This is a genomic window from Streptomyces cathayae, from assembly GCF_029760955.1.
In the GTDB taxonomy this organism is placed as follows: domain Bacteria; phylum Actinomycetota; class Actinomycetes; order Streptomycetales; family Streptomycetaceae; genus Streptomyces; species Streptomyces cathayae.
Window position 1 is genome coordinate 6,127,266 of the sequence record NZ_CP121682.1, and the last position, 18,408, is coordinate 6,145,673.

General features: G+C 72.1%; 16 protein-coding genes. 9 read left to right on the top strand and 7 right to left on the bottom strand.

The features are described from left to right. Positions 1-313: 313 nt before the first annotated feature. From PYS65_RS27955 to PYS65_RS27965, 3 genes are all read left to right on the top strand, one after another. Positions 314-1,897 (top strand): TROVE domain-containing protein, encoded by a 1,584-nt coding sequence (locus PYS65_RS27955; protein WP_279336708.1) that lies wholly within the window; start codon positions 314-316, stop codon positions 1,895-1,897. A 66-nt stretch (positions 1,898-1,963) separates the two neighbouring features. Continuing rightward, entirely contained in the window at positions 1,964-2,620 is a 657-nt protein-coding gene (locus PYS65_RS27960) for a GntR family transcriptional regulator (RefSeq protein ID WP_279336709.1), read from the top strand. Positions 2,621-2,634: 14 nt separating this feature from the next. After that, the gene (locus PYS65_RS27965) at positions 2,635-3,651 is read left to right on the top strand and encodes a 1-aminocyclopropane-1-carboxylate deaminase (RefSeq protein ID WP_279336710.1); all 1,017 of its coding nucleotides are present in this window, start codon (positions 2,635-2,637) and stop codon (positions 3,649-3,651) included. A 69-nt stretch (positions 3,652-3,720) separates the two neighbouring features. Here PYS65_RS27965 and PYS65_RS27970 read toward each other — a convergent pair whose 3' ends face one another. From PYS65_RS27970 to PYS65_RS27995, 6 genes are all read right to left on the bottom strand, one after another. Continuing rightward, positions 3,721-4,935, bottom strand: a complete 1,215-nt coding sequence (locus PYS65_RS27970) for a TerD family protein (protein WP_279338102.1) — start codon at positions 4,933-4,935, stop codon at positions 3,721-3,723. A gap of 241 nt (positions 4,936-5,176) precedes the next feature. After that, positions 5,177-6,028, bottom strand: a complete 852-nt coding sequence (locus tag PYS65_RS27975; protein WP_279336711.1) for a carbohydrate ABC transporter permease — start codon at positions 6,026-6,028, stop codon at positions 5,177-5,179. Continuing rightward, positions 6,025-6,966 carry a carbohydrate ABC transporter permease gene (locus PYS65_RS27980; protein WP_279336712.1) on the bottom strand — a complete coding sequence of 314 codons (942 nt, stop codon included), beginning with the start codon at positions 6,964-6,966 and terminating at the stop codon, positions 6,025-6,027. Before PYS65_RS27980 ends, PYS65_RS27975 begins: the two co-directional genes overlap by 4 nt. Beyond that, positions 6,963-8,336: an ABC transporter substrate-binding protein gene (locus PYS65_RS27985; RefSeq protein ID WP_279336713.1), complete on the bottom strand. Its 1,374-nt coding sequence runs from the start codon at positions 8,334-8,336 to the stop codon at positions 6,963-6,965. The genes PYS65_RS27980 and PYS65_RS27985 overlap by 4 nt, the downstream gene beginning before the upstream one ends. Before the next feature lie 173 nt (positions 8,337-8,509). Then, positions 8,510-9,280: a DeoR/GlpR family DNA-binding transcription regulator gene (locus PYS65_RS27990; RefSeq protein ID WP_279336714.1), complete on the bottom strand. Its 771-nt coding sequence runs from the start codon at positions 9,278-9,280 to the stop codon at positions 8,510-8,512. Positions 9,281-9,661: 381 nt separating this feature from the next. After that, on the bottom strand, positions 9,662-10,471 hold the full coding sequence (locus PYS65_RS27995; protein ID WP_279336715.1) for an NAD-dependent epimerase/dehydratase family protein: 810 nt from the start codon (positions 10,469-10,471) through the stop codon (positions 9,662-9,664). A 233-nt stretch (positions 10,472-10,704) separates the two neighbouring features. Between PYS65_RS27995 and PYS65_RS28000 the strand changes: the two genes are divergently transcribed. Continuing rightward, positions 10,705-11,646: a 5-dehydro-4-deoxyglucarate dehydratase gene (locus tag PYS65_RS28000; RefSeq protein ID WP_279336716.1), complete on the top strand. Its 942-nt coding sequence runs from the start codon at positions 10,705-10,707 to the stop codon at positions 11,644-11,646. Next, positions 11,643-12,806 carry a hypothetical protein gene (locus PYS65_RS28005; protein WP_279336717.1) on the top strand — a complete coding sequence of 388 codons (1,164 nt, stop codon included), beginning with the start codon at positions 11,643-11,645 and terminating at the stop codon, positions 12,804-12,806. Before PYS65_RS28000 ends, PYS65_RS28005 begins: the two co-directional genes overlap by 4 nt. Here the strand turns inward: PYS65_RS28005 and PYS65_RS28010 are convergent. Continuing rightward, on the bottom strand, positions 12,740-14,008 hold the full coding sequence (locus tag PYS65_RS28010; protein WP_279336718.1) for an MFS transporter: 1,269 nt from the start codon (positions 14,006-14,008) through the stop codon (positions 12,740-12,742). The two genes, PYS65_RS28005 and PYS65_RS28010, sit on opposite strands and share 67 nt — an antisense overlap. Before the next feature lie 143 nt (positions 14,009-14,151). On the opposite strand from PYS65_RS28010, the gene PYS65_RS28015 reads away from it, so the two are divergent. The 4 genes from PYS65_RS28015 to araD all read left to right on the top strand — a co-directional run bounded on the left by PYS65_RS28015 (position 14,152) and on the right by araD (position 18,328). Then, positions 14,152-14,751: a TIGR03086 family metal-binding protein gene (locus tag PYS65_RS28015; RefSeq protein ID WP_279336719.1), complete on the top strand. Its 600-nt coding sequence runs from the start codon at positions 14,152-14,154 to the stop codon at positions 14,749-14,751. Between the two features lie 180 nt (positions 14,752-14,931). Then, complete coding sequence (locus tag PYS65_RS28020; protein ID WP_279336720.1) at positions 14,932-15,645, top strand: GntR family transcriptional regulator; 714 nt, start codon at positions 14,932-14,934, stop codon at positions 15,643-15,645. Next, on the top strand, positions 15,642-16,550 hold the full coding sequence (locus PYS65_RS28025) for a dihydrodipicolinate synthase family protein (RefSeq protein ID WP_279336721.1): 909 nt from the start codon (positions 15,642-15,644) through the stop codon (positions 16,548-16,550). The genes PYS65_RS28020 and PYS65_RS28025 overlap by 4 nt, the downstream gene beginning before the upstream one ends. After that, positions 16,547-18,328, top strand: a complete 1,782-nt coding sequence (gene araD / locus PYS65_RS28030) for an L-arabinonate dehydratase (protein ID WP_279336722.1) — start codon at positions 16,547-16,549, stop codon at positions 18,326-18,328. Before PYS65_RS28025 ends, araD begins: the two co-directional genes overlap by 4 nt. Positions 18,329-18,408: the final 80 nt, after the last annotated feature.

An 18,408-nucleotide genomic window follows, 5' to 3' on the forward strand; every position in this document is an offset into this window, starting at 1 on the left:
CCGGCCTTGATCTCTGGACACCACAACTTCATGCACCTCCCGGTGCGCGGGCGAAGGTTCCTTCGTTGTGATCGAATCCAGGCCGCCGCCGACTTGATCTCGGGAGGCGCGGCATCTGGTGGGTGCCCGGTGCGCAGGCAGCGGGTACTTCTCGGATCGGGTTCATTGCGGGTTCGAATCCCGTCATCGGCTTCGGGCCGGTGTGGCGGAAGTGGAAGACGCGCCTGACTTGTTCCGCGGCCGCCTCGTTTCTCGGGCACCCTCCTTTGTCGTGCCTCCCTCCGGAACGGAAATGAATTCGGGGGAATTCACCATGGCGCGATTCAACACCCGGGCCGCCAAGGCACAGTCGGCGTCGCGCGTGACGTCGACCGGCCGCGTGCTGCGTACGTACGAGGGCGGCCGTGGGCGCGAGCGGGAGCCGCGCTCCGAACTCTTCCTGCTCGCCGTCTCCCACCTCGTGACGCAGCGGACCTTCTACGAGGCCGGCGACGACCGTGACGACCGGTTCGCGAAGCTCGTGCGCGAGCTCGCCGTGAGCGACCCGTCCTGGACGGCCGGGCTGCTCGGCTGGCTGCGCGGCGAGGGAAACCTGCGGACCGCCTCGATCGTGGGCGCCGCCGAGTACGTCAAGGCCCGCCTCGACGCCGGCGTGACCGGCGGCCCGTCGAACCGGCAGGTCGTGGACTCCGTGCTGCGGCGGCCCGACGAGCCCGGCGAACTGCTCGCCTACTGGACCGCGATGTACGGCCGGAACGTCCCGAAGCCGGTCAAGCGAGGTGTCGCCGACGCCGTACGGCGGCTCTACGGCGGCAAGGCCCTGCTGAAGTACGACACCGCCTCCAAGGGCTACCGCTTCGGCGACATCCTCAACCTGGTGCACGCGGCCCCCGACCCGGACAAGCCGTGGCAGGGCGAACTGTTCCGGTACGCCCTCGACCGCCGGCACAACCCGGACACCGCGGTTCCGCCCGCCCCGAACCGTGTCCTCACCGCGCACCACGAGCTGATGGCGCTGCCCGTCGAGGAGCGGCGCGCGGTCGTCACCGCACCCGACGGAGCCGAGCGGCTCGCCGCCGCGGGCATCACCTGGGAGGCGCTGGCGGGCTGGCTGCAGGGGCCGATGGACAAGGCGGCCTGGGAGGCCATGATCCCGTCCATGGGCACGATGGCCCTGGTGCGGAACCTGCGGAACTTCGACGAGGCGGGGGTGTCCGACGAGGTCGCCGCGCGGGTCGCCGACCGCCTCGCCGACCCGGCGGAGGTCGCGAAGTCGCGGCAGTTCCCCTTCCGGTACCTCGCCGCGTACCGGCACGCGCCGTCGCCGCGCTGGTCGTACCCGCTGGAGCGGGCGCTCGGTCACTCGCTGGCCAACGTGCCCGCGATGCCCGGCCGCACCCTGGTGCTCGTCGACCGCTCGGGCTCGATGTTCTCCTCACGGATGTCGGACCGCTCCGAGCTGACCCGCGCGGACGCGGCGGCGGTCTTCGGCACGGCGCTCGCGCTGCGGGCCGCGAAGGCGGACCTCGTCGAGTTCGGCTCGACGAGCAAGCCGGTGCCGTTCCGCCGGGGCGAGGCGGTGCTGAAGATCCTCGGCCGGTTCGGCGACCTCGGCGGCACCGACACCACCGGGGCGGTGCGCCGGCACTACGAGCGGCACGACCGGGTGCTGATCGTCACCGACGAGCAGTACACCCACAGCCGGCACGGCGACCCGACCGAGCAGGTCCCGGCCGATGTGCCGGTCTACACCTGGAACCTCGCCGGATACCGTGCGGGCCACGGCCCGTCGGGCACGGCGAACCGGCACACCTTCGGCGGCCTGTCGGACGCCGCTTTCCGCATGGTCCCGCTGCTCGAGGCCGGGCGGGACGCCGACTGGCCGTGGGCCGTCTGAGCCGGTCCCCGGGGAGGCCGGCCCACGGTCTTGTCGGCGCGCTTACTGACATCTAACATTTCAGTCATGGAGGCCATGCGACCCGTACGGCGCACCCTGCTCAGGGAGCGTGCCCACGAAGCGATCCGGGACGCCATCGTGGCCGGGGAGATCGAACCCGGGGCGGTGGTGCGGGACGCCGAGCTCGCCGAGCGGCTCGGGCTGTCCCGCGCACCGGTGCGCGAGGCGTTCTCGCGGCTGGTCGACGAGGGGCTGCTGGAGAGCAAGCCGCAGAGCTACACCCGCGTGACCCCCCTGGTGGCCGGTGACGTCCAGGACGCGGCGGCCGTCGTCGGCGCCATGCACGAACTGGTCACCCGCGTCGCCGTACCGCGGCTGCGCGAGGCCGACGTGGACCTCATGCGTGCCGCCAACGAGCGGTTCGCCGCCGCCGTACGGGCCGGTGACGTGGACGGCGCGCTGCGCGCCGACGACGAACTGCACGACGTACTCGTACGGGTGAGCGGCAACCGCGCCGCCGCCGCGACCGCCGCCCGCTACACGCCCCTCATCCGCCGGCTGGAACGGCAGCGCTTCGGCGAGGGCGGCACCTGCCGTTCCGCCGGGCTGCACGAACGGCTGATCGAGGCCTGCGCGGCCGGAGACCCGGACGAAGCGGTCCGGGTCACGGCGGAGATCTGGCGGGGTCTGGTAGAGCTCGCCGACGTTCCCGAGGCTCTCTGACGGAAGGATCGCCCATGTCCCTGTCTGCCTACGAGCGTTACCCCCTGCTCTTCGGACCCTCGCCCGTGCATCCGTTGGAGCGGCTGACCGCGCATCTCGGTGGCGCCACCCTGTGGGCCAAGCGTGAGGACTGCAACTCCGGTGTGGCCTACGGCGGGAACAAGACCCGCAAGCTCGAGTACCTGGTCGCCGACGCGCTCGCCCAGGGCTGCGACACCCTGGTCTCCATCGGCGGGGTGCAGTCCAACCACACCCGCCAGGTCGCCGCCGTCGCCGCCCGCGCCGGACTGGGGTGCGTACTGGTGCAGGAGAGCTGGGTGGAGTGGCCGGACGCCGTGTACGACAAGGTCGGCAACATCCTGATCAGCCGGCTCGCCGGCGCCGATGTGCGCCTGGTGCGGGCCGGTTTCGGGATCGGCTTCAAGGAGAGCTGGGAGCAGGCGCTCAGGGAGGTCGAGGAGGCCGGCGGCAAGCCCTATGCCATCCCGGCCGGCGCCTCCGACCATCCGCTCGGCGGGCTCGGCTTCGCCAACTGGGCGCAGGAGGTCGCCGAGCAGGAGCGAGAGCGGGGCGTCTTCTTCGACACCGTGATCGTGTGCTCGGTCACCGGGTCCACCCAGGCCGGCATGGTCGCCGGTTTCCGCGCCCTGGAGGAGGCGGGCGGGCGCCCCCGGCGGGTGATCGGGATCGACGCGTCGGCGGCACCCGTCCGCACCCGCGAACAGATCGCGCGGATCGCGCAGAACACCGGCCGGCTCATCGGGGTCAAGGCCGAGTTGACCGAGGGCGACGTCGAACTGGACGAGCGGTACCACGCGGGCACCTACGGCATCCCCGACGACACCACGCTGGACGCGATGCGGCTCGCGGCCCGCACGGAGGGGATGGTCACCGACCCCGTGTACGAGGGCAAGTCGATGGCCGGGCTGATCGACCTGGTGTCCCGCGGCGAGATCGGCCGCGAGTCCACCGTGCTCTACGCCCACCTGGGCGGGCAGCCCGCGCTGAACGCGTACAGCGCGCTGTTCTGAGCGGCCGGTGGGCAACTGGTTCTGAGCGGGCGCCCCATGGTCGGGGCGCCCGCGGGACCGTAGGCGTGGCTACAGCGACTGGGCGGCCGGTTTGACCATGCCGCGGACCGTGCGGGACTTCACGAACTCGCCCATCGCGGTCATCTCCCACTCGCCGGTGAACTGGCGGATCAGCTTCGCCATCATCACGCCCGTCTGCGGCTCGGCGGAGGTGAGGTCGAAGCGGACCAGCTCCTCGCCGGTGCCGGCGTCCAGGAGACGGCAGTACGCCTTGGCCACCTGGGTGAACTTCTGGCCGGAGAACGAGTTGACCGTGAAGACCAGGCCGGTGACGTCCTGCGGGAGGCGGCCGAGGTCCACCGTGATCGTCTCGTCGTCCCCGGCGCCCTCGCCCGTGAGGTTGTCGCCGGAGTGCTGGATCGCGCCGCCCACGATCTGGAGCTTGCCGAAGTAGCAGCTGTCGATGTGGTTGCGCTGCGGGCCGTAGGCGATGACCGAGGCGTCGAGGTCGATGTCCTTGCCCCGGTACGCGGGCTCCCAGCCGAGGCCCATCCGGACCCGCGAGAGCAGCGGGCGGCCGCCCTTCATCAGGGAGACGGTCTGGTGCTTCTGGAGGCTGACCCGGCCCTTGTCGAGGTTGATCTTCCCGGTGCCGGGCGCGGCGGCGGGCGGCGCCTGGGGAGCGGCGGGCGCCGGCGGGGCCTGCGGGGCGGACGTCGGCGGGGCCGGCGGGCTCACCGGCGGCTGCACGGCGGGCGGGGGCGGGGTGACCGGCTGGGCGGGGGCGGCCGGTTCCTCGACCGTGACTCCGAAGTCGGTGGCGATGCCGGCCAGGCCGTTGGCGTAGCCCTGGCCGACCGCGCGGGCCTTCCAGGCGCCGTTGCGCAGGTAGATCTCGACGACCACCAGTGCCGTCTCGGAGCCGAGGCTCGGGGGAGTGAACGTCGCCAGGACGGCGCTGCTGTCCGCGTCGCGGATGGTGGCCGTCGGCTCGATGCCCTGGAAGGTCTGTCCTGCGGCGTCGGGGCTCGCGGTGACGACGATCTTCTCGATGCCGGGCGGGACGGCCGCGGTGTCGATGATGATGGCGTCGGGGGCCGTGCCGCCGCCGGAACGGTAGGTCACACCGGGGCCGGCGGGCTGGTTGTAGAAGATGAAATCGTCGTCGGAGCGCACCTTGCCGTCGGCGGTGAGCAGCAGGCCCGAAACGTCGAGACGCACGGGCGCGGCGACGTCCACCGCCACACGGGCGGTGGAGAGGGGGATGTTCGAGCCGGGGGTCATAGCTGTCATGCCGGGTGAACGAGCGGGGGCGTTTTACTGTTCCCTTACCTGGGATCGGATCGGGGAGCATTGGTTTCCCGGGAGGATTTCGCCCTCGCCGCCCCTTCCCATTCCCATCCCGACCTGGGGCTCCGCCCCAGACCCCGGTCCTCAGACGCCGGACGGGCTGAAATCAGCCCGTCCGGCGTCTGAGGACCGGGGCCCGCAGGGCCGAAGGGAACCTACGGCACCACCACGGTCTTCATTTCACGGCTCCCAGCGACAGGCCCTGGACGAGTTTGTCCTGAGCGGCGAACCCCGCGGCGAGCACCGGCAGGGAGATGACCAGCGACGCGGCGCACACCTTGGCCAGGAAGAGGCCCTGGCTGGTGATGAAGCCGGTCAGGAAGACGGGGGCGGTCCCGGCGACCACGCCCGTCAGCACCCGGGCGAACAGCAGTTCGTTCCAGCTGAAGATGAAGCAGATCAGGGCCGTCGCCGCGATGCCGGGCAGCGCCATCGGGGCGATCACGCGCGCCAGCACCGTCGGCAGCCGGGCGCCGTCGATCCGGGCGGCCTCGATCACCGCGACCGGGATCTCCGAGAGGAAGGAGTGCATCATCCACACGGCGATCGGCAGGTTCATGGACGTGTAGAGCAGGACCAGCAGCCAGATGTTGTCGAGCATCCCGGTGTTCTTGGCGAACAGGTAGATCGGCAGCAGGCCGGCCACGACCGGCAGCATCTTGGTGGAGAGGAAGAAGAACAGGACGTCCGTCCACCGCTTCACCGGACGGACGGACAGGGCGTACGCCGCCGGGAGCGCGAGCAGCAGGACCAGGAGCACCGAGGCCACGGACGCCACCGTCGAGTTGATCAGGGACGGCCAGGGGCTCGCGCCGCCGCCCGCGCCGAAGAACTCGCGGTAGCCGTCCAGGGTGAGGGCGGCGGTGAAGGACGGCGGGTTGGTGGCCGCGTCCTCCTCGGAGTGGAAGGACGTCAGCGCCATCCAGGCGACGGGCAGGAAGAAGACGATCCCGGCCAGCCAGGCCACCAGACCGAGACCCGCTCCCCTGCGGATCCGGCCGCGGGTGCGTACGGCGGTGGTGCTCATGCGCGGGACACCTCCTCGCGGAACAGGGACGACACGACGCGCAGGGCGAAGGTCGCGATGATGATCGAACCGATGACGACCAGGACGCCGGCGGCCGAGGCCAGGCCGTTCTCATGGGCCTGGTAGAAGGTCTGGTAGACGGTGTAGGGGAGGTTGGCGGTGCCCAGGCCGCCGGACGTGATCGTGAAGACGGCGTCGAAGTTCTGCACGATGTAGATCGAGCCGAGCAGGGCGCCCAGTTCGAGGTAGCGGCGCAGGTGGGGCAGGGTGAGGTGGCGGAAGATCTGCCAGTCGCTCGCGCCGTCGACACGGGCCGCCTCGAGCTGCTCCTGGTCCCGGCTCTGCAGCCCGGCGAGCAGGATCAGCATCATGAACGGCGTCCACTGCCACACCAGCGCGGCCTGAACGGCCGGCAGCGGGGTGCCCGAGATCCAGTCCGGCTGCGGCCCGCCGACATAGTGCAGCAGGCCGTTGAGCAGGCCGTACTCGGGGTTGTAGAGCACGTGCTTCCACAGCAGGGCCGCCGCCACCGGCACCACCAGGAACGGGGCGATGAGCAGGGTGCGGACGATGCCCCGGCCGCGGAACCTCCGGTCGAGCAGCAGGGCGAGCAGCAGTCCGAGGACCAGGCTGGTGAGGACGACCGCCACCGTCAGCAGGATCGTCGTCCAGACCGACCGGCGGAGGGCGGGGTCGCCGAGGACCTCTCCGTAGTTCTCGAAGCCGGCGAACCGCCGGGCGTCGGGGTAGAGGGAGTTCCAGTCGAAGAAGGAGATCACCAGCGTGGCCACGAAGGGCAGCTGGGTGACCGCGATCATGAAGATCAGGGCGGGCAGCAGCGGGGCTCTGGTGGCCCAGCCGCGCAGCCGGCCGGAGCGTCGGCCACCGCTCGTGCGGCTGTCCGGGACGGCTGAGGGGGCCGGTGCGGTGGCGGTCATCGTCCCTCGTACTCCTCGGAGATCTCTTCGGCGAGCTGCTGGGACTTCCTCAGGGCCGACTCGACGGACTGGCGTCCGGCGATGGCCGCGCTGATCTCCTGGGAGACCCGGGTGCCGAGGTCCGTGAACTCGGGGATGCCGACGAACTGGATGCCGGGCGCGGGCCGCGGCTGCACACCCGGGTCGTCCGGGCGGGCTCGCCCGATGGCCAGCCGGGTCATCTCCTGGAAGGCCGCGGCCTCCGCGCGGTAGTCGGGGTTCTCGTAGGTGGAGGCGCGCTTGCCGGCCGGGACGTTCGACCAGCCGATCTCGTCGCCGACCAGCTGCTCGTACTCCTTGCCGGAGGCCCAGGAAACGAACTTCCAGGCGTTGTCCGGGTTCCGGGAGGCGTTCTGGATGCCCCAGGCCCAGGTGTAGAGCCAGCCGGCCGACTCCGTCTTCTCGACGGGGGCGGGGGCGTAGCCCATCCTGCCCTTGACGGGGGAGCCGGCGGACTCCAGGGAGCCGGCCGCGGAGGTGGCGTCGTACCACATGGCGGTCTTTCCCTGGGTGGTGTTGTTCAGGCACTCGGCGAAGCCGGACTGGGCGGCGCCGGCCTGGCCGTGCTCGCGGACCAGGTCGACGTAGAACTTCGTCGCCCGGTGCCACTCGGGGGAGTCGAGGCGGGCGTTCCAGTCCTCGTCGAACCAGGTGCCGCCGAAGGTGTTCACCACGGTCGTCAGCGGCGCCATGACCTCGCCCCAGCCGGGCAGACCGCGCAGGCAGATGCCCTTCATGCCGGGCTCGGCCCCGTCGAGTTTCGCGGCGATGTCGGCCACCTGCTCCCAGGTGGGGTCGGCCGGCATCGTCAGGCCCTCCCGCTCGAGGATGTCCTTGCGGTACATCAGGAACGAGGACTCGCCGTAGAAGGGCTGGCCGTAGAGCCTGCCGTCGTCGCCGCTGAGGGACCGGCGCATCGGCTCCAGGACGTCCTGTTCGTCGTAGGCGGTGTCCTCGTCGACGTAGGAGTCCATCTCCCGGAGCCAGCCGTTGCGGGCGTAGATCGGGATCTCGTAGTTGGAGAGGGTGGCGACGTCGTACTGGCCGGCCTGGTTGGCGAAGTCCTGGCTGATCTTGTCGCGGACGTCGTTCTCCGGCAGCACGGTGAAGTTCACCTTGATGCCGGTCTCCTCGGTGAAGTGCGCGGCGGTCAGCTTCTGCAACTCCACCATCTGCGGGTTGTTGACCATCAGGACGTTGACGGCGTCACCGCCGGATCCGGCCCCGCCCGCTCCGACCCAGCAGCCGGAGAGCAGCGGGGCGAGCAGCGTCCCTGCGGCGGCCGCGGCGAGTGCGGCTCGCGGCGGCCGCCGCCGGCTCGGGGTTCGCATGGATCACTCCTCGGCATGAGCGGTCGTACGGGGAGGTACCGGGCATCGCCTGGACGGTTCGGCCCGCGGGGAGGTGGAACGGTGTGCGGTGGAAACGGCGCGCGGTGCGTCGTGCCTCCATGGCGTGGGGGCGTGGGGCGCGCCGGGGTGCGCCGTGGTGCGGTTCCGCCGGCTCAGACCCGGATGACCTGGGGTCCCAGCAGGGAGTAGCGATGGGCCTCGGACGCCGGGAGCAGCGTGCTCGTGACGATCGCTTCCAACGCGCCGACCTCGGCGAACCGGCAGAAGCTGACCGCCCCGAACTTGGTGTGGACGCCCGCGAACACCACCCGGCGCGCGGCTCGGACCGCCTGCGTCTTGACCTGGCTGACCGCCGGGTCGGGCGTGGTCAGCCCGTGTTCGCGGGAGATGCCGTTGGCGCCGATGAACGCCAGGTCGACGACGAAGCCGGAGAGCATCTTCGTCGTCCAGTGGTCGACGGTGGCGAGGGTGCCGGAGCGGACCCGGCCGCCGAGCAGCAGCACGGACATGGTGCCGGTCTCGGCGAGCGCGCCCGCGACCGGCAGGGAGGCGGTGACCACGGTGAGCGGCCGGTCCCGGGGCAGTGCCTCGGCGATGAGCTGCGGGGTGAAGCCCTCGTCGACGAAGACCGTCTCCGCGTCGCCGAGCAACTCGGCCGCGGCGTTCGCGACCCTGCGCTTCTCGGCCACATGGCTGGTGGCGCGGAAGGCGAGCGTGGTCTCGAAGGCGGCGCTCTCCACGGGATAGGCGCCGCCATGGGTGCGGCGCACCAGGCCGTGGTCCTCCAGCGCGCGCAGGTCCCGTCGCACGGTCTCCTTGGCCACGCCCAGATCGGTGGCGAGCGCCGTGACGTCGACCGAGCCGGTGGCGCGCGCCACCCGCACGATCTCCCGCTGGCGCTCTTCGGCCGTTCTGTCACGCATGGCCGAACACCTGCTTCCTGATCTCGCTGCCCGTTCGGGCCCTATGAGGTCCTTGCAGGCAGTTGTACAGGTGGTCCGCGCGGCTGACCAGGTCTGTTGTAGAACCGGTATCGCCCGTTCCCGCCCGTTCGCCTCCAGCAGTGCCCGGCTCGGACCTGCACGGGGGTGGGGCGGGGGACGGAAACGGGCATCACGCGTGCCCGAATGCGGCGGCGGGCGGGCCCGTTCGGTGCCCGCCCGCCGGTGGGGGCGTCGGATGTCCGCCGCGGCCGCGTACGCGCGTGCCGTCGGTGTGTTGGTGCCGGTGCCGGTGTCTGCGTCTGCGTCTGTGTCGGTGCCGCGCCGGGCCCGTGGCTTCGGTGGTGCGTCGGGCCCGTGGTCTCAGTACGGCCAGATCGGCGGGTCGGTCACGAAGTGGCCGCCGATGCGCGCGTGCGCCTCGTTGTCCGGATCCAGCTCGCCCTGCTCGGCGACGAGCTTCGCGGCGAACGGTTCGGAGTCGTCCTGCGGGTCGTAACCGAGCGCACGCGCGGAGGCGAGGTCCCACCACAGGCGTGTGTTGGCGGAGGAGCCGTGGACGACCGTGTGTCCGACGTGCTCGGCGGTCAGGGCGGCGTGCAGGAGGCGGGCGCCGTCGGCGGGGCTCATCCAGATCGAGAGCATCCGCACACTGGTCGGCTCGGGGAAACAGGACCCGATGCGTACGGAGACGGTCTCCAGGCCGTGCTTGTCCCAGTAGAGCTGGGCGAGGTCCTCGCCGAAGCACTTGGACAGACCGTAGAAGGTGTCCGGGCGGTGCGGGGTGTCGACGGGGATGAGCGGGCCGTCGGCCGCAGGGCGGGGGGTGTAGCCGACGGCGTGGTTGGAGGAGGCGAAGACGATGCGCCCGACGCCCTCCTCTCGTGCGGCCTCGTACAGGTGGTAGGTGCCCTCGATGTTCGCCGCGAGGATCTTCTCGAAGGAGGCCTCGAGGGAGATGCCCGCGAGGTGGATGATCGCGTCGACACCGCGGACCGCCTCGCGCACGGCCTCCTGGTCGGCCAGGTCCGCGACGATCGCGTCCGGCTCGCCCTCGACCGGGTGCAGGTCGAGCAGGCGCAGCCGGTAGCCGTAGTCCGGGAGCAGGCCCCGCATCAGGGTGCCGAGGCCGCCGGCGGCGCCGGTGAGCAGAACGGTGCGGGGAGCGGGCATCCAGGGGTCTCCTTGCATCACCGGCCGTGCATGTGTGCGCACGGCATTCATATTCGTGGACACGCTAGGGAGGAGGGCCGTGGCCCGTCAAGTATCCCGTGCCTTCGCGCGGATGGGGGGAATCGGCTGCTGCCTGCCCGGTCGGCCTGCTTGACCGGCGTCCCCCGGGCGCCCTAGCGTGGCATCGTTCAGAGATGTAGACGTCAATCATGAATATGGACCAGGGAGAGCTTGTGACGCCAGCCCCTCTCGCCGCCCGACTCGGCAACCCCAGCGGACCGCTGTTCTTCCCGGTCACCGCCTACGGAACCGACGGCGCCATCGACCTCGACACCTACCGGCTCCATGTACGGCGCGGGGTCGAGGCCGGGGCCGCCGCCGTCTTCGCCTGCTGTGGGACCGGGGAGTTCCACGCCCTGACGCCCGAGGAGTTCGAGGTCTGTGTGCGGGCCGCCGTCGAAGCGGCCGAGGGACGCGTCCCGGTCGTCGCGGGCGCCGGCTACGGCACCGGGCTCGCGGTGCACTGGGCCGGACTCGCCGAACGCGCCGGGGCGGACGGGCTGCTCGCCATGCCGCCCTACCTGGTACGGGCCGGCCAGGAGGGGCTGCTGCGGCACTACCGGGAGCTCGCCGCGGCGACCACCCTGCCGGTGATCGTCTACCAGCGCGACAACGCCGTGTTCACCCCCGCGAGCGTCGTCGGACTGTCCCGCACCGACGGGATCATCGGCCTCAAGGACGGCCACGGCGACCTCGACCTCCTGCAGCGGACCCTCAGCGCCGTACGCACCGAGGCTCCCGGCGACTTCCTCTACTTCAACGGGCTGCCCACCGCCGAACTGACCCAGCCCGCCTACCGGGGCATCGGCGTCACCCTCTACTCGTCCGCGGTGTTCTGTTTCCTGCCCGAGGTCGCCCTCGCCTGCCATCAGGCCCTGCGCACCGGCGACCGGGCCACCGTGGACCGCCTGCTGGACGGCTTCTACCGGCCCTTCGTCGAACTGCGCGACCAGGGCCCCGGGTACGCCGTCTCCCTGGTCAAGGCCGGGGTGCGGCTGCGCGGGCTCGACGTGGGCGAGGTGCGGCCGCCGCTGGACGAACCGTCCGGGGATCATGTCGAACAACTCGCCCGGCTGATCGAGCGAGGGCTCGCGCTGCTCGAGGAGGCCAAGTGAAGGCATCGGCGTTCGTCTACCCCTGGGACGTCAACGGGGACCCGGAGGCTCCCGCGCGGATCGCCGCGCTCGGCGTGGCGCAGGTGACGCTCGCCTCCGCCTACCACTCCACCCGTGCGCTGACCCCCCGCCACCCGCGCCACCGCGTGGTCACCGCCGAGTACGCGGCCGTGCTCTACCCGCCCGGCGCCCACTGGACGGGCCGCACCCCGCGCCCCCACCCGGCGGGGGACTGGGCCCCCGGCGACGCCTTCGGCGAGGCCGCGACGGCGCTCGCACAGGCGGGCCTGGAGGTGCACACCTGGGTCGTGCTCGCGCACAACTCCCGGCTCGGCGCCGAACACCCCGCCACCTCGGTCGTCAACGCCTACGGCGACCGCTACCCCTGGGCGCCGTGCATCGCGCAGCCCGCCACGCGCGCGTACCTGACCGACCTGGCCGCCGAGGCGGCGGTGCGGCCCGGAGCGCGCGGCACCGAACTGGAGTCCCTCGGCTGGTACGGGCTGGCCCACCTGCACGCCCACGACAAGACCGCCGGGGTCGGCCTCGGGGACGCGGGGCAGTACCTGATGTCCCTGTGCTTCTGCCCGTCCTGCCACGAGGGCTACGGGGCCCAGGGCCTGGACGCCGGTGAACTGGCCGCCTCCGTGCGGACCGCGCTGGAGCCGGTGTGGCGGGGGGCGCCCTCCGGCGGAGGCTGGACGGGCGTCGAGAAGCTCCTCGGCGCGAAGCCGGCGGCCGCCGCGCGCGCGTGGCGCGAGGAAACGGCCCGCACGCTCCAGGAGACGGCGGTCCGGGCGGTACGCGACGCGGCGCCCGAGGGCTTCCAGGTCCTGCTGCACGCGGACCCGGTGCCGTACCACTGCGGCGCCAACGCCGGCGTCGACCCCGGGCACATCCTCTCCGTCGCCGACGGTGTGGTCGTCCCCTGCACCGGGGACCCCGGCCCGCTGACGCCGTTCGCCCGGGAGAACCACCCGGGCAGCGTCCTCGCCGCCAACTTCACCGTGGTCTCCGGCATGGGCGGCAGCCCCGGCACCCTCACCGCGGACGCCACCGAGGCCCGCCGCCTCGGCGCCACGGAACTACGCCTCTACCACGCCGGCTTGGCATCGGACGACGACCTGGAGTCGGTACGCTCGGCGCTCGCCGCGCTCTGAAACAGCCTTGCCGCCGGCACCAGCAGGGCGAGTCCGAGGGCGGCCAGCACGGGCCGGTGGTCGATCAGCTCCACCAGCGCCGCGCCGGCCGCCAGCCCGATCACGTTCGGGGTGAACACCAGGGTGTTGGCGGTGGCGGTGACCCGGCCCAGCAGCGGGCCCGGGGTCTCGCGCTGCACGGCGGTCAGCGCGGCGATCAGCAGGGCGGGCAGCCCCGCACCGATCGCCGCGCTGCACGCCCACGCCACCGGATCGGACGGCACCGCCCGCAGCGCCACCCCGCCGGCCAGCAGGACGATCCCGTACGCCGCGAACCGCCGCTCGCCCAGGCGGCGCAGGGCGGGCCCCGCGCACAGGCCGAGAACCACCGACCCGGCGCCCTGGACGGCGTACAGCACACCGGAGTACGCGGGGGAGTGGCCGAGGCCGTCGACGACGGCGTAGACCAGCGCACCGTTCAGTCCCGCGCACAGCATCGTGGCGCCACCCGCCAGGACCAGGGGCCGCAGGGCCGGGTGGGAGCGGAGGAAGCGGATGCCCTCGGCGGTTTGTCCACGTCGGCCGGGGGCCGGCGGTGCGGGACGCTCCTCGCGGACCTGCAGGAACAGGTACAGCACCGCCGCGCCCGCGAACGTGACCGCGTCCAGAAAGGCGACTGCCGCTCCGCCGTGGGCCGTGTAGAGGCCCGCGCCCGCCAGTGGGGCCAGCAGTTTCATGCCCTCGGTGGCGGTCATGCGCAGCCCGCCCAGGTCACCGAGGAGCGACCGGTCCACGGCGGTGGCGGCCAGCGCCGACTCGGCCGCGTCGTTCACGACGCCTGCCGCGCCGTACACGAACAGGACGGTGAAGAGGAGCCACAGGGTCTGCGGCGAGTCGACGGTGACGAGGGTGAGCAGAAGCGCGGCCATCAGCAGACTCGTGCCGATCAGCAGGGGCTTGCGGCGGACCCTGTCGGAGAGTGTGCCCAGCAGTGGGCCGGCCAGGGTGGGCGCCCACATGGCCAGCAGGCACAGGGCGGCCAGACCGTCCGAGCCGGTGAGGTCCTTGACCCAGATCCCGGAGGCGAGCCACAGCGCGGAGGTGCCGAAGCCGGAGACCACGACCCCGGCGAGGAGGAGCCCGGCATTCGGGTCACGGAGCACGCGCACCAGCGCCCACGTCGGGCCGTCCGGCGTCCCGCCTGTCGTCCTGTTCGTCGTCATACCCGGTCATCGTGGGGCTAAGGACCGGACGTGGGGATCGGGCAGACGCCGTAGAGGACACAGGAAGGAGCGATGAGTTCCGGGTGCGGCATAGGTCCACCTCCCAGGAAGCACATCCCTGCACGGCCACGGAGGAGCAGCCCATGACCGACTCGATTCTCGACCTCGGGCCGCAGGTGCGGGTCGTGGCGCGGCTTGCCGAGGGGGTCGCCGACGTGCAGCTCGTGGACGGGACGCCCTGCCCGCGGTACGCGGTGCGCGACATCCTGGGCCACCTCGTGGGGCTGTCCGCCGCCTTTCGCGACGCCGGGCGCAAGGACCTCGGCGCCACCACCGACACCAGCCCGGACACCGCCCTGCCGGACCTCGGGCCCGGCTGGCGCGAGGAGCTGCCCCGAGTGCTCGGCGAACTCGCCGACGCCTGGCGGGACCCCGGGGCCTGGACCGGCATGACCAGGGCCGGGGGAGTGGACCTGCCGGGCGAGGTGGCCGGAGCCGTGGCCGCCGACGAACTGGTGATCCACGGCTGGGACCTGGCCCGCGCCACCGGCCAGGACTACGCGCCCGACCCCGCCGCCCTCGAGGCCGCGCACGCCTTCCTCCGCGCCGCCGCGGCGGAACCCGGCCGGGACGGCGGCGAGGGCATCTTCGGCCCCGTGGTGCCGGTGCCGTCCGACGCCCCGCTGCTGGACCGGACCGTGGGGCTGGGCGGCCGCGATCCGGGGTGGACGCGAAAGGCCTGACCAGGAGTTCTCCCGGACGGCCGGGCACCCGGACGAGACGGGTGCCCGGCCGTCGCGTGCGCGGCCCCGGAACTTCCTTTGTCAGAAGCATTGACGAAACCCCGGGCCGCTTCTAGTTTCATCGCGTCGTACTTCGTACGTCATATATGAGACGCGATATGTGAGATCCGAGAGGCGCGCATGACCTCTGTGCCCCTGCCGATCCCCTCCCGCACGCAGTACGTGCTGGAGGAGATCAAACGACGCATCCTCACCGGCCGGCTGACACCGGGCCAGGCCCTGGTCGAGGCCGACCTCGCCGCGCAGTTCGGGGTGTCCAAGACCCCGGTGCGCGAGGCCCTCAAGACCCTGGCCGGTACCGGGCTGGTCGTGATGAGCCAGTACAAGGGCGTCACGGTGCGCATGGTCGACGCGGACATGGCGCGCGAGGTCCAGGACGTGCGGCTCCTCCTCGAACCCGAGGCGCTCCGGCGCACCGTCCGGCGCGGTGCCTCCCTGGACGCCGCGCGCGACGCGCTGACCCGGGCCGACGAGGCCACCGACACCGCCGAACGCTCCCTGAGCAACCGCGAGTTCCACCGCGCGCTGTACATGCCGTGCGGCAACCCGCTGCTCGGCCGGATGCTCGACGAGGTCCGCGACCAGGCGGCACTCGTCTCCGCCGTGGCCTGGGCCGCCGACCCCTCCTGGGAGCGGGAGGCGAGCGAGCACCGCGAGATCCTGCGGCTCGCCCTCGACAAGGACGCGGACGGCGCGGCACGCGCCCTGCACGCGCACATCGCCTCCTTCGTGCGCCGGGCCTTTCCCGACGCGGACCTCGAGACCCGGGCACCCCGGGCGGCCCAGGAAGCACCGGAAGCCCCGAACCAGAAGAGCGAGGACGGTCAGGCATGACGACGACGTTCGAGACCCAGCGGGCGGCCCTGGCCGACGTGGTGGCGATCCCGGTGACCCCGTTCGCCGAGGACGGCTCCGTCGACCAGGCCGGCTACCGGGCCCTGCTGCGCCGCCTCCTCGACGCCGGCGTCACCACCCTGACCCCCAACGGCAACACCGGCGAGTTCTACGCCCTGACGCCCGAGGAGCGGCGCACCGTCGCCGAGCTGACCATGAAGGAGACCGGTGACGGCTCGTCCGTCCTGGTCGGCGTGGGCCACGACATACCGACCGCGGTCGCCTCCGCCCGGCACGCCCGTGACCTCGGCGCACGGATGGTGATGGTGCACCAGCCCGTCCACCCCTACGTCTCCCAGAGCGGCTGGGTCGACTACCACCGCGCCGTCGCCGAGGCCGTGCCGGAACTGGGTGTCGTCCCCTACATCCGCAACGCCCGGCTCACCGGCTCCCGCCTCGCCGAACTCGCCGACACCTGCCCCAACGTCATCGGTGTGAAGTACTCCGTACCGGACGCGGCGAAGTTCGCCGCCTTCGCGCGGGACGCCGGCATCGAGCGGTTCGTGTGGGTCGCCGGGCTGGCCGAGCCGTACGCCCCCTCCTACTTCTCGGCGGGTGCCACCGGCTTCACCTCCGGCCTGGTCAACGTCGCCCCGTCGGTGTCGCTGAACATGATCGGGGCGCTCCGGTCGGGCGACTACGCGACCGCCATGAAGGTCTGGGAGCAGATCCGCCGTTTCGAGGAACTGCGCGGTGCCGACGGTTCCGCCGACAACGTCACCGTCGTCAAGGAGGCCCTCGCCTCCCTCGGCCTGTGCCGCCGCGAGGTCCGCCCGCCGAGCAGGCAACTGGCCGAGCACGAGCGGGCCGAGGTCGCCGCGATAGCCGCGGGGTGGTCCGTATGAGCACACCGGTGAACACCCCGGTGAACGCCTCGACGAATGTCTCGACGGACGTCCCGAGGAAGCGGCCCGAGGAGCTGCGCAGCCACCAGTGGTACGGCACGGACGGGCTGCGCTCCTTCAGCCACCGCGCCCGCACCCGCCAGCTCGGCTACCTGCCCGAGGAGCACCTGGGCAAGCCCGTCATCGCCGTGCTCAACACCTGGTCCGACATCAACCCCTGCCACAGTCACCTGCGCGACCGCGCGCAGGCGGTCAAGCGGGGCGTCTGGCAGGCAGGCGGCTTCCCGCTCGAGTTCCCGGTCTCCACGCTCAGCGAGACCTTCCAGAAGCCGACCCCGATGCTCTACCGCAACCTCCTCGCCCTGGAGACCGAGGAACTGCTGCGCTCCTACCCGGTCGACGGCGCCGTGCTGATGGGCGGCTGCGACAAGTCCACGCCCGCCCTGCTCATGGGCGCGGCCAGCGCCGACCTGCCGGCGGTCTTCGTCCCGGCCGGGCCCATGCTGCCGGGCCACTGGCGGGGCGAGGTGCTCGGTTCCGGCACCGACATGTGGAAGTACTGGGACGACAAGCGGGCCGGCGTCATCGGCGACTGCGAGATGCAGGAGATCGAGAGCGGCCTGGCCCGCTCGCCCGGCCACTGCATGACCATGGGGACGGCCTCCACGCTGACCGCCGCCGCCGAGGCCCTCGGCGTCACGGTCCCGGGCGCCTCCAGCATCCCCGCCGTCGACTCCGGGCACGACAGGATGGCCGCCGCGGCCGGCCTGCGCATCGTCGAACTGGTCCACCGGGACCGGAAACTGAGCGACATCCTCACCGCGGAGGCCTTCGAGGACGCGGTGACCACCGTCCTGGGCCTGGGCGGCTCCACCAACGCCGTGATCCATCTGATCGCGATGGCCGGCCGCGCGGGCGTCGGACTCACCCTCGACGACTTCGACCGCATCGCCCGCACCGTCCCGGTGCTGGCCAACGTACGGCCCGGCGGACAGACGTACCTGATGGAGGACTTCCACTTCGCGGGCGGTCTGCCCGGCTTCCTCTCCCGGATACCGGACCTGCTCCACCTGGACCGGCCCACCGTCTGCCACGACACCCTGCGCGAACAGATCGCCGGCGCGCGGGTGCACCACGACGACGTCATCCGGCCCCGGGACAAGCCGGTCGCCGACGAGGGCGGGCTCGCCGTACTGCGCGGCAACCTCTGTCCGGACGGCGCCGTCATCAAGCACATCGCCGCCGAACCGCACCTGCTGCGGCACACCGGACCCGCGGTCGTCTTCGACGACTACCGGACCATGCAGCGCACCATCAACGACCCGGCGCTGAACATCACCGCCGACCATGTGCTGGTGCTGCGCAACTCCGGCCCCAAGGGCGGGCCCGGGATGCCCGAGTACGGGATGCTGCCCCTGCCCGACCACCTGCTCAAGCAGGGGGTGCGGGACATGGTGCGGATCTCCGACGCCCGGATGAGCGGCACGAGTTACGGCACCTGCGTGCTGCACGTCGCCCCCGAGTCGTACGTCGGCGGGCCGCTGGCGCTGGTACGCACCGGCGACTCGATCACCCTCGACGTCGAGCAGCGGAAACTGCAACTCAACGTGGACGACGAGGAGCTGGCGCGCCGCAGGGCCGAGTGGACGCCGCCGCCCGTGCGCTACGAGCGCGGCTACGGCGCGCTCTACAACGAGCAGATCACCCAGGCCGACACCGGCTGCGACTTCGAGTTCCTCGCCCGGCCGGGCGCGGTGCAGGACCCCTACGCGGGCTGACCCACCGGGCTGCCGGCCTGTCCGCACACCCATGTAGAAAGCGCTTCACCCCGTACCGGGAACGCCCTGTACCGGGAACG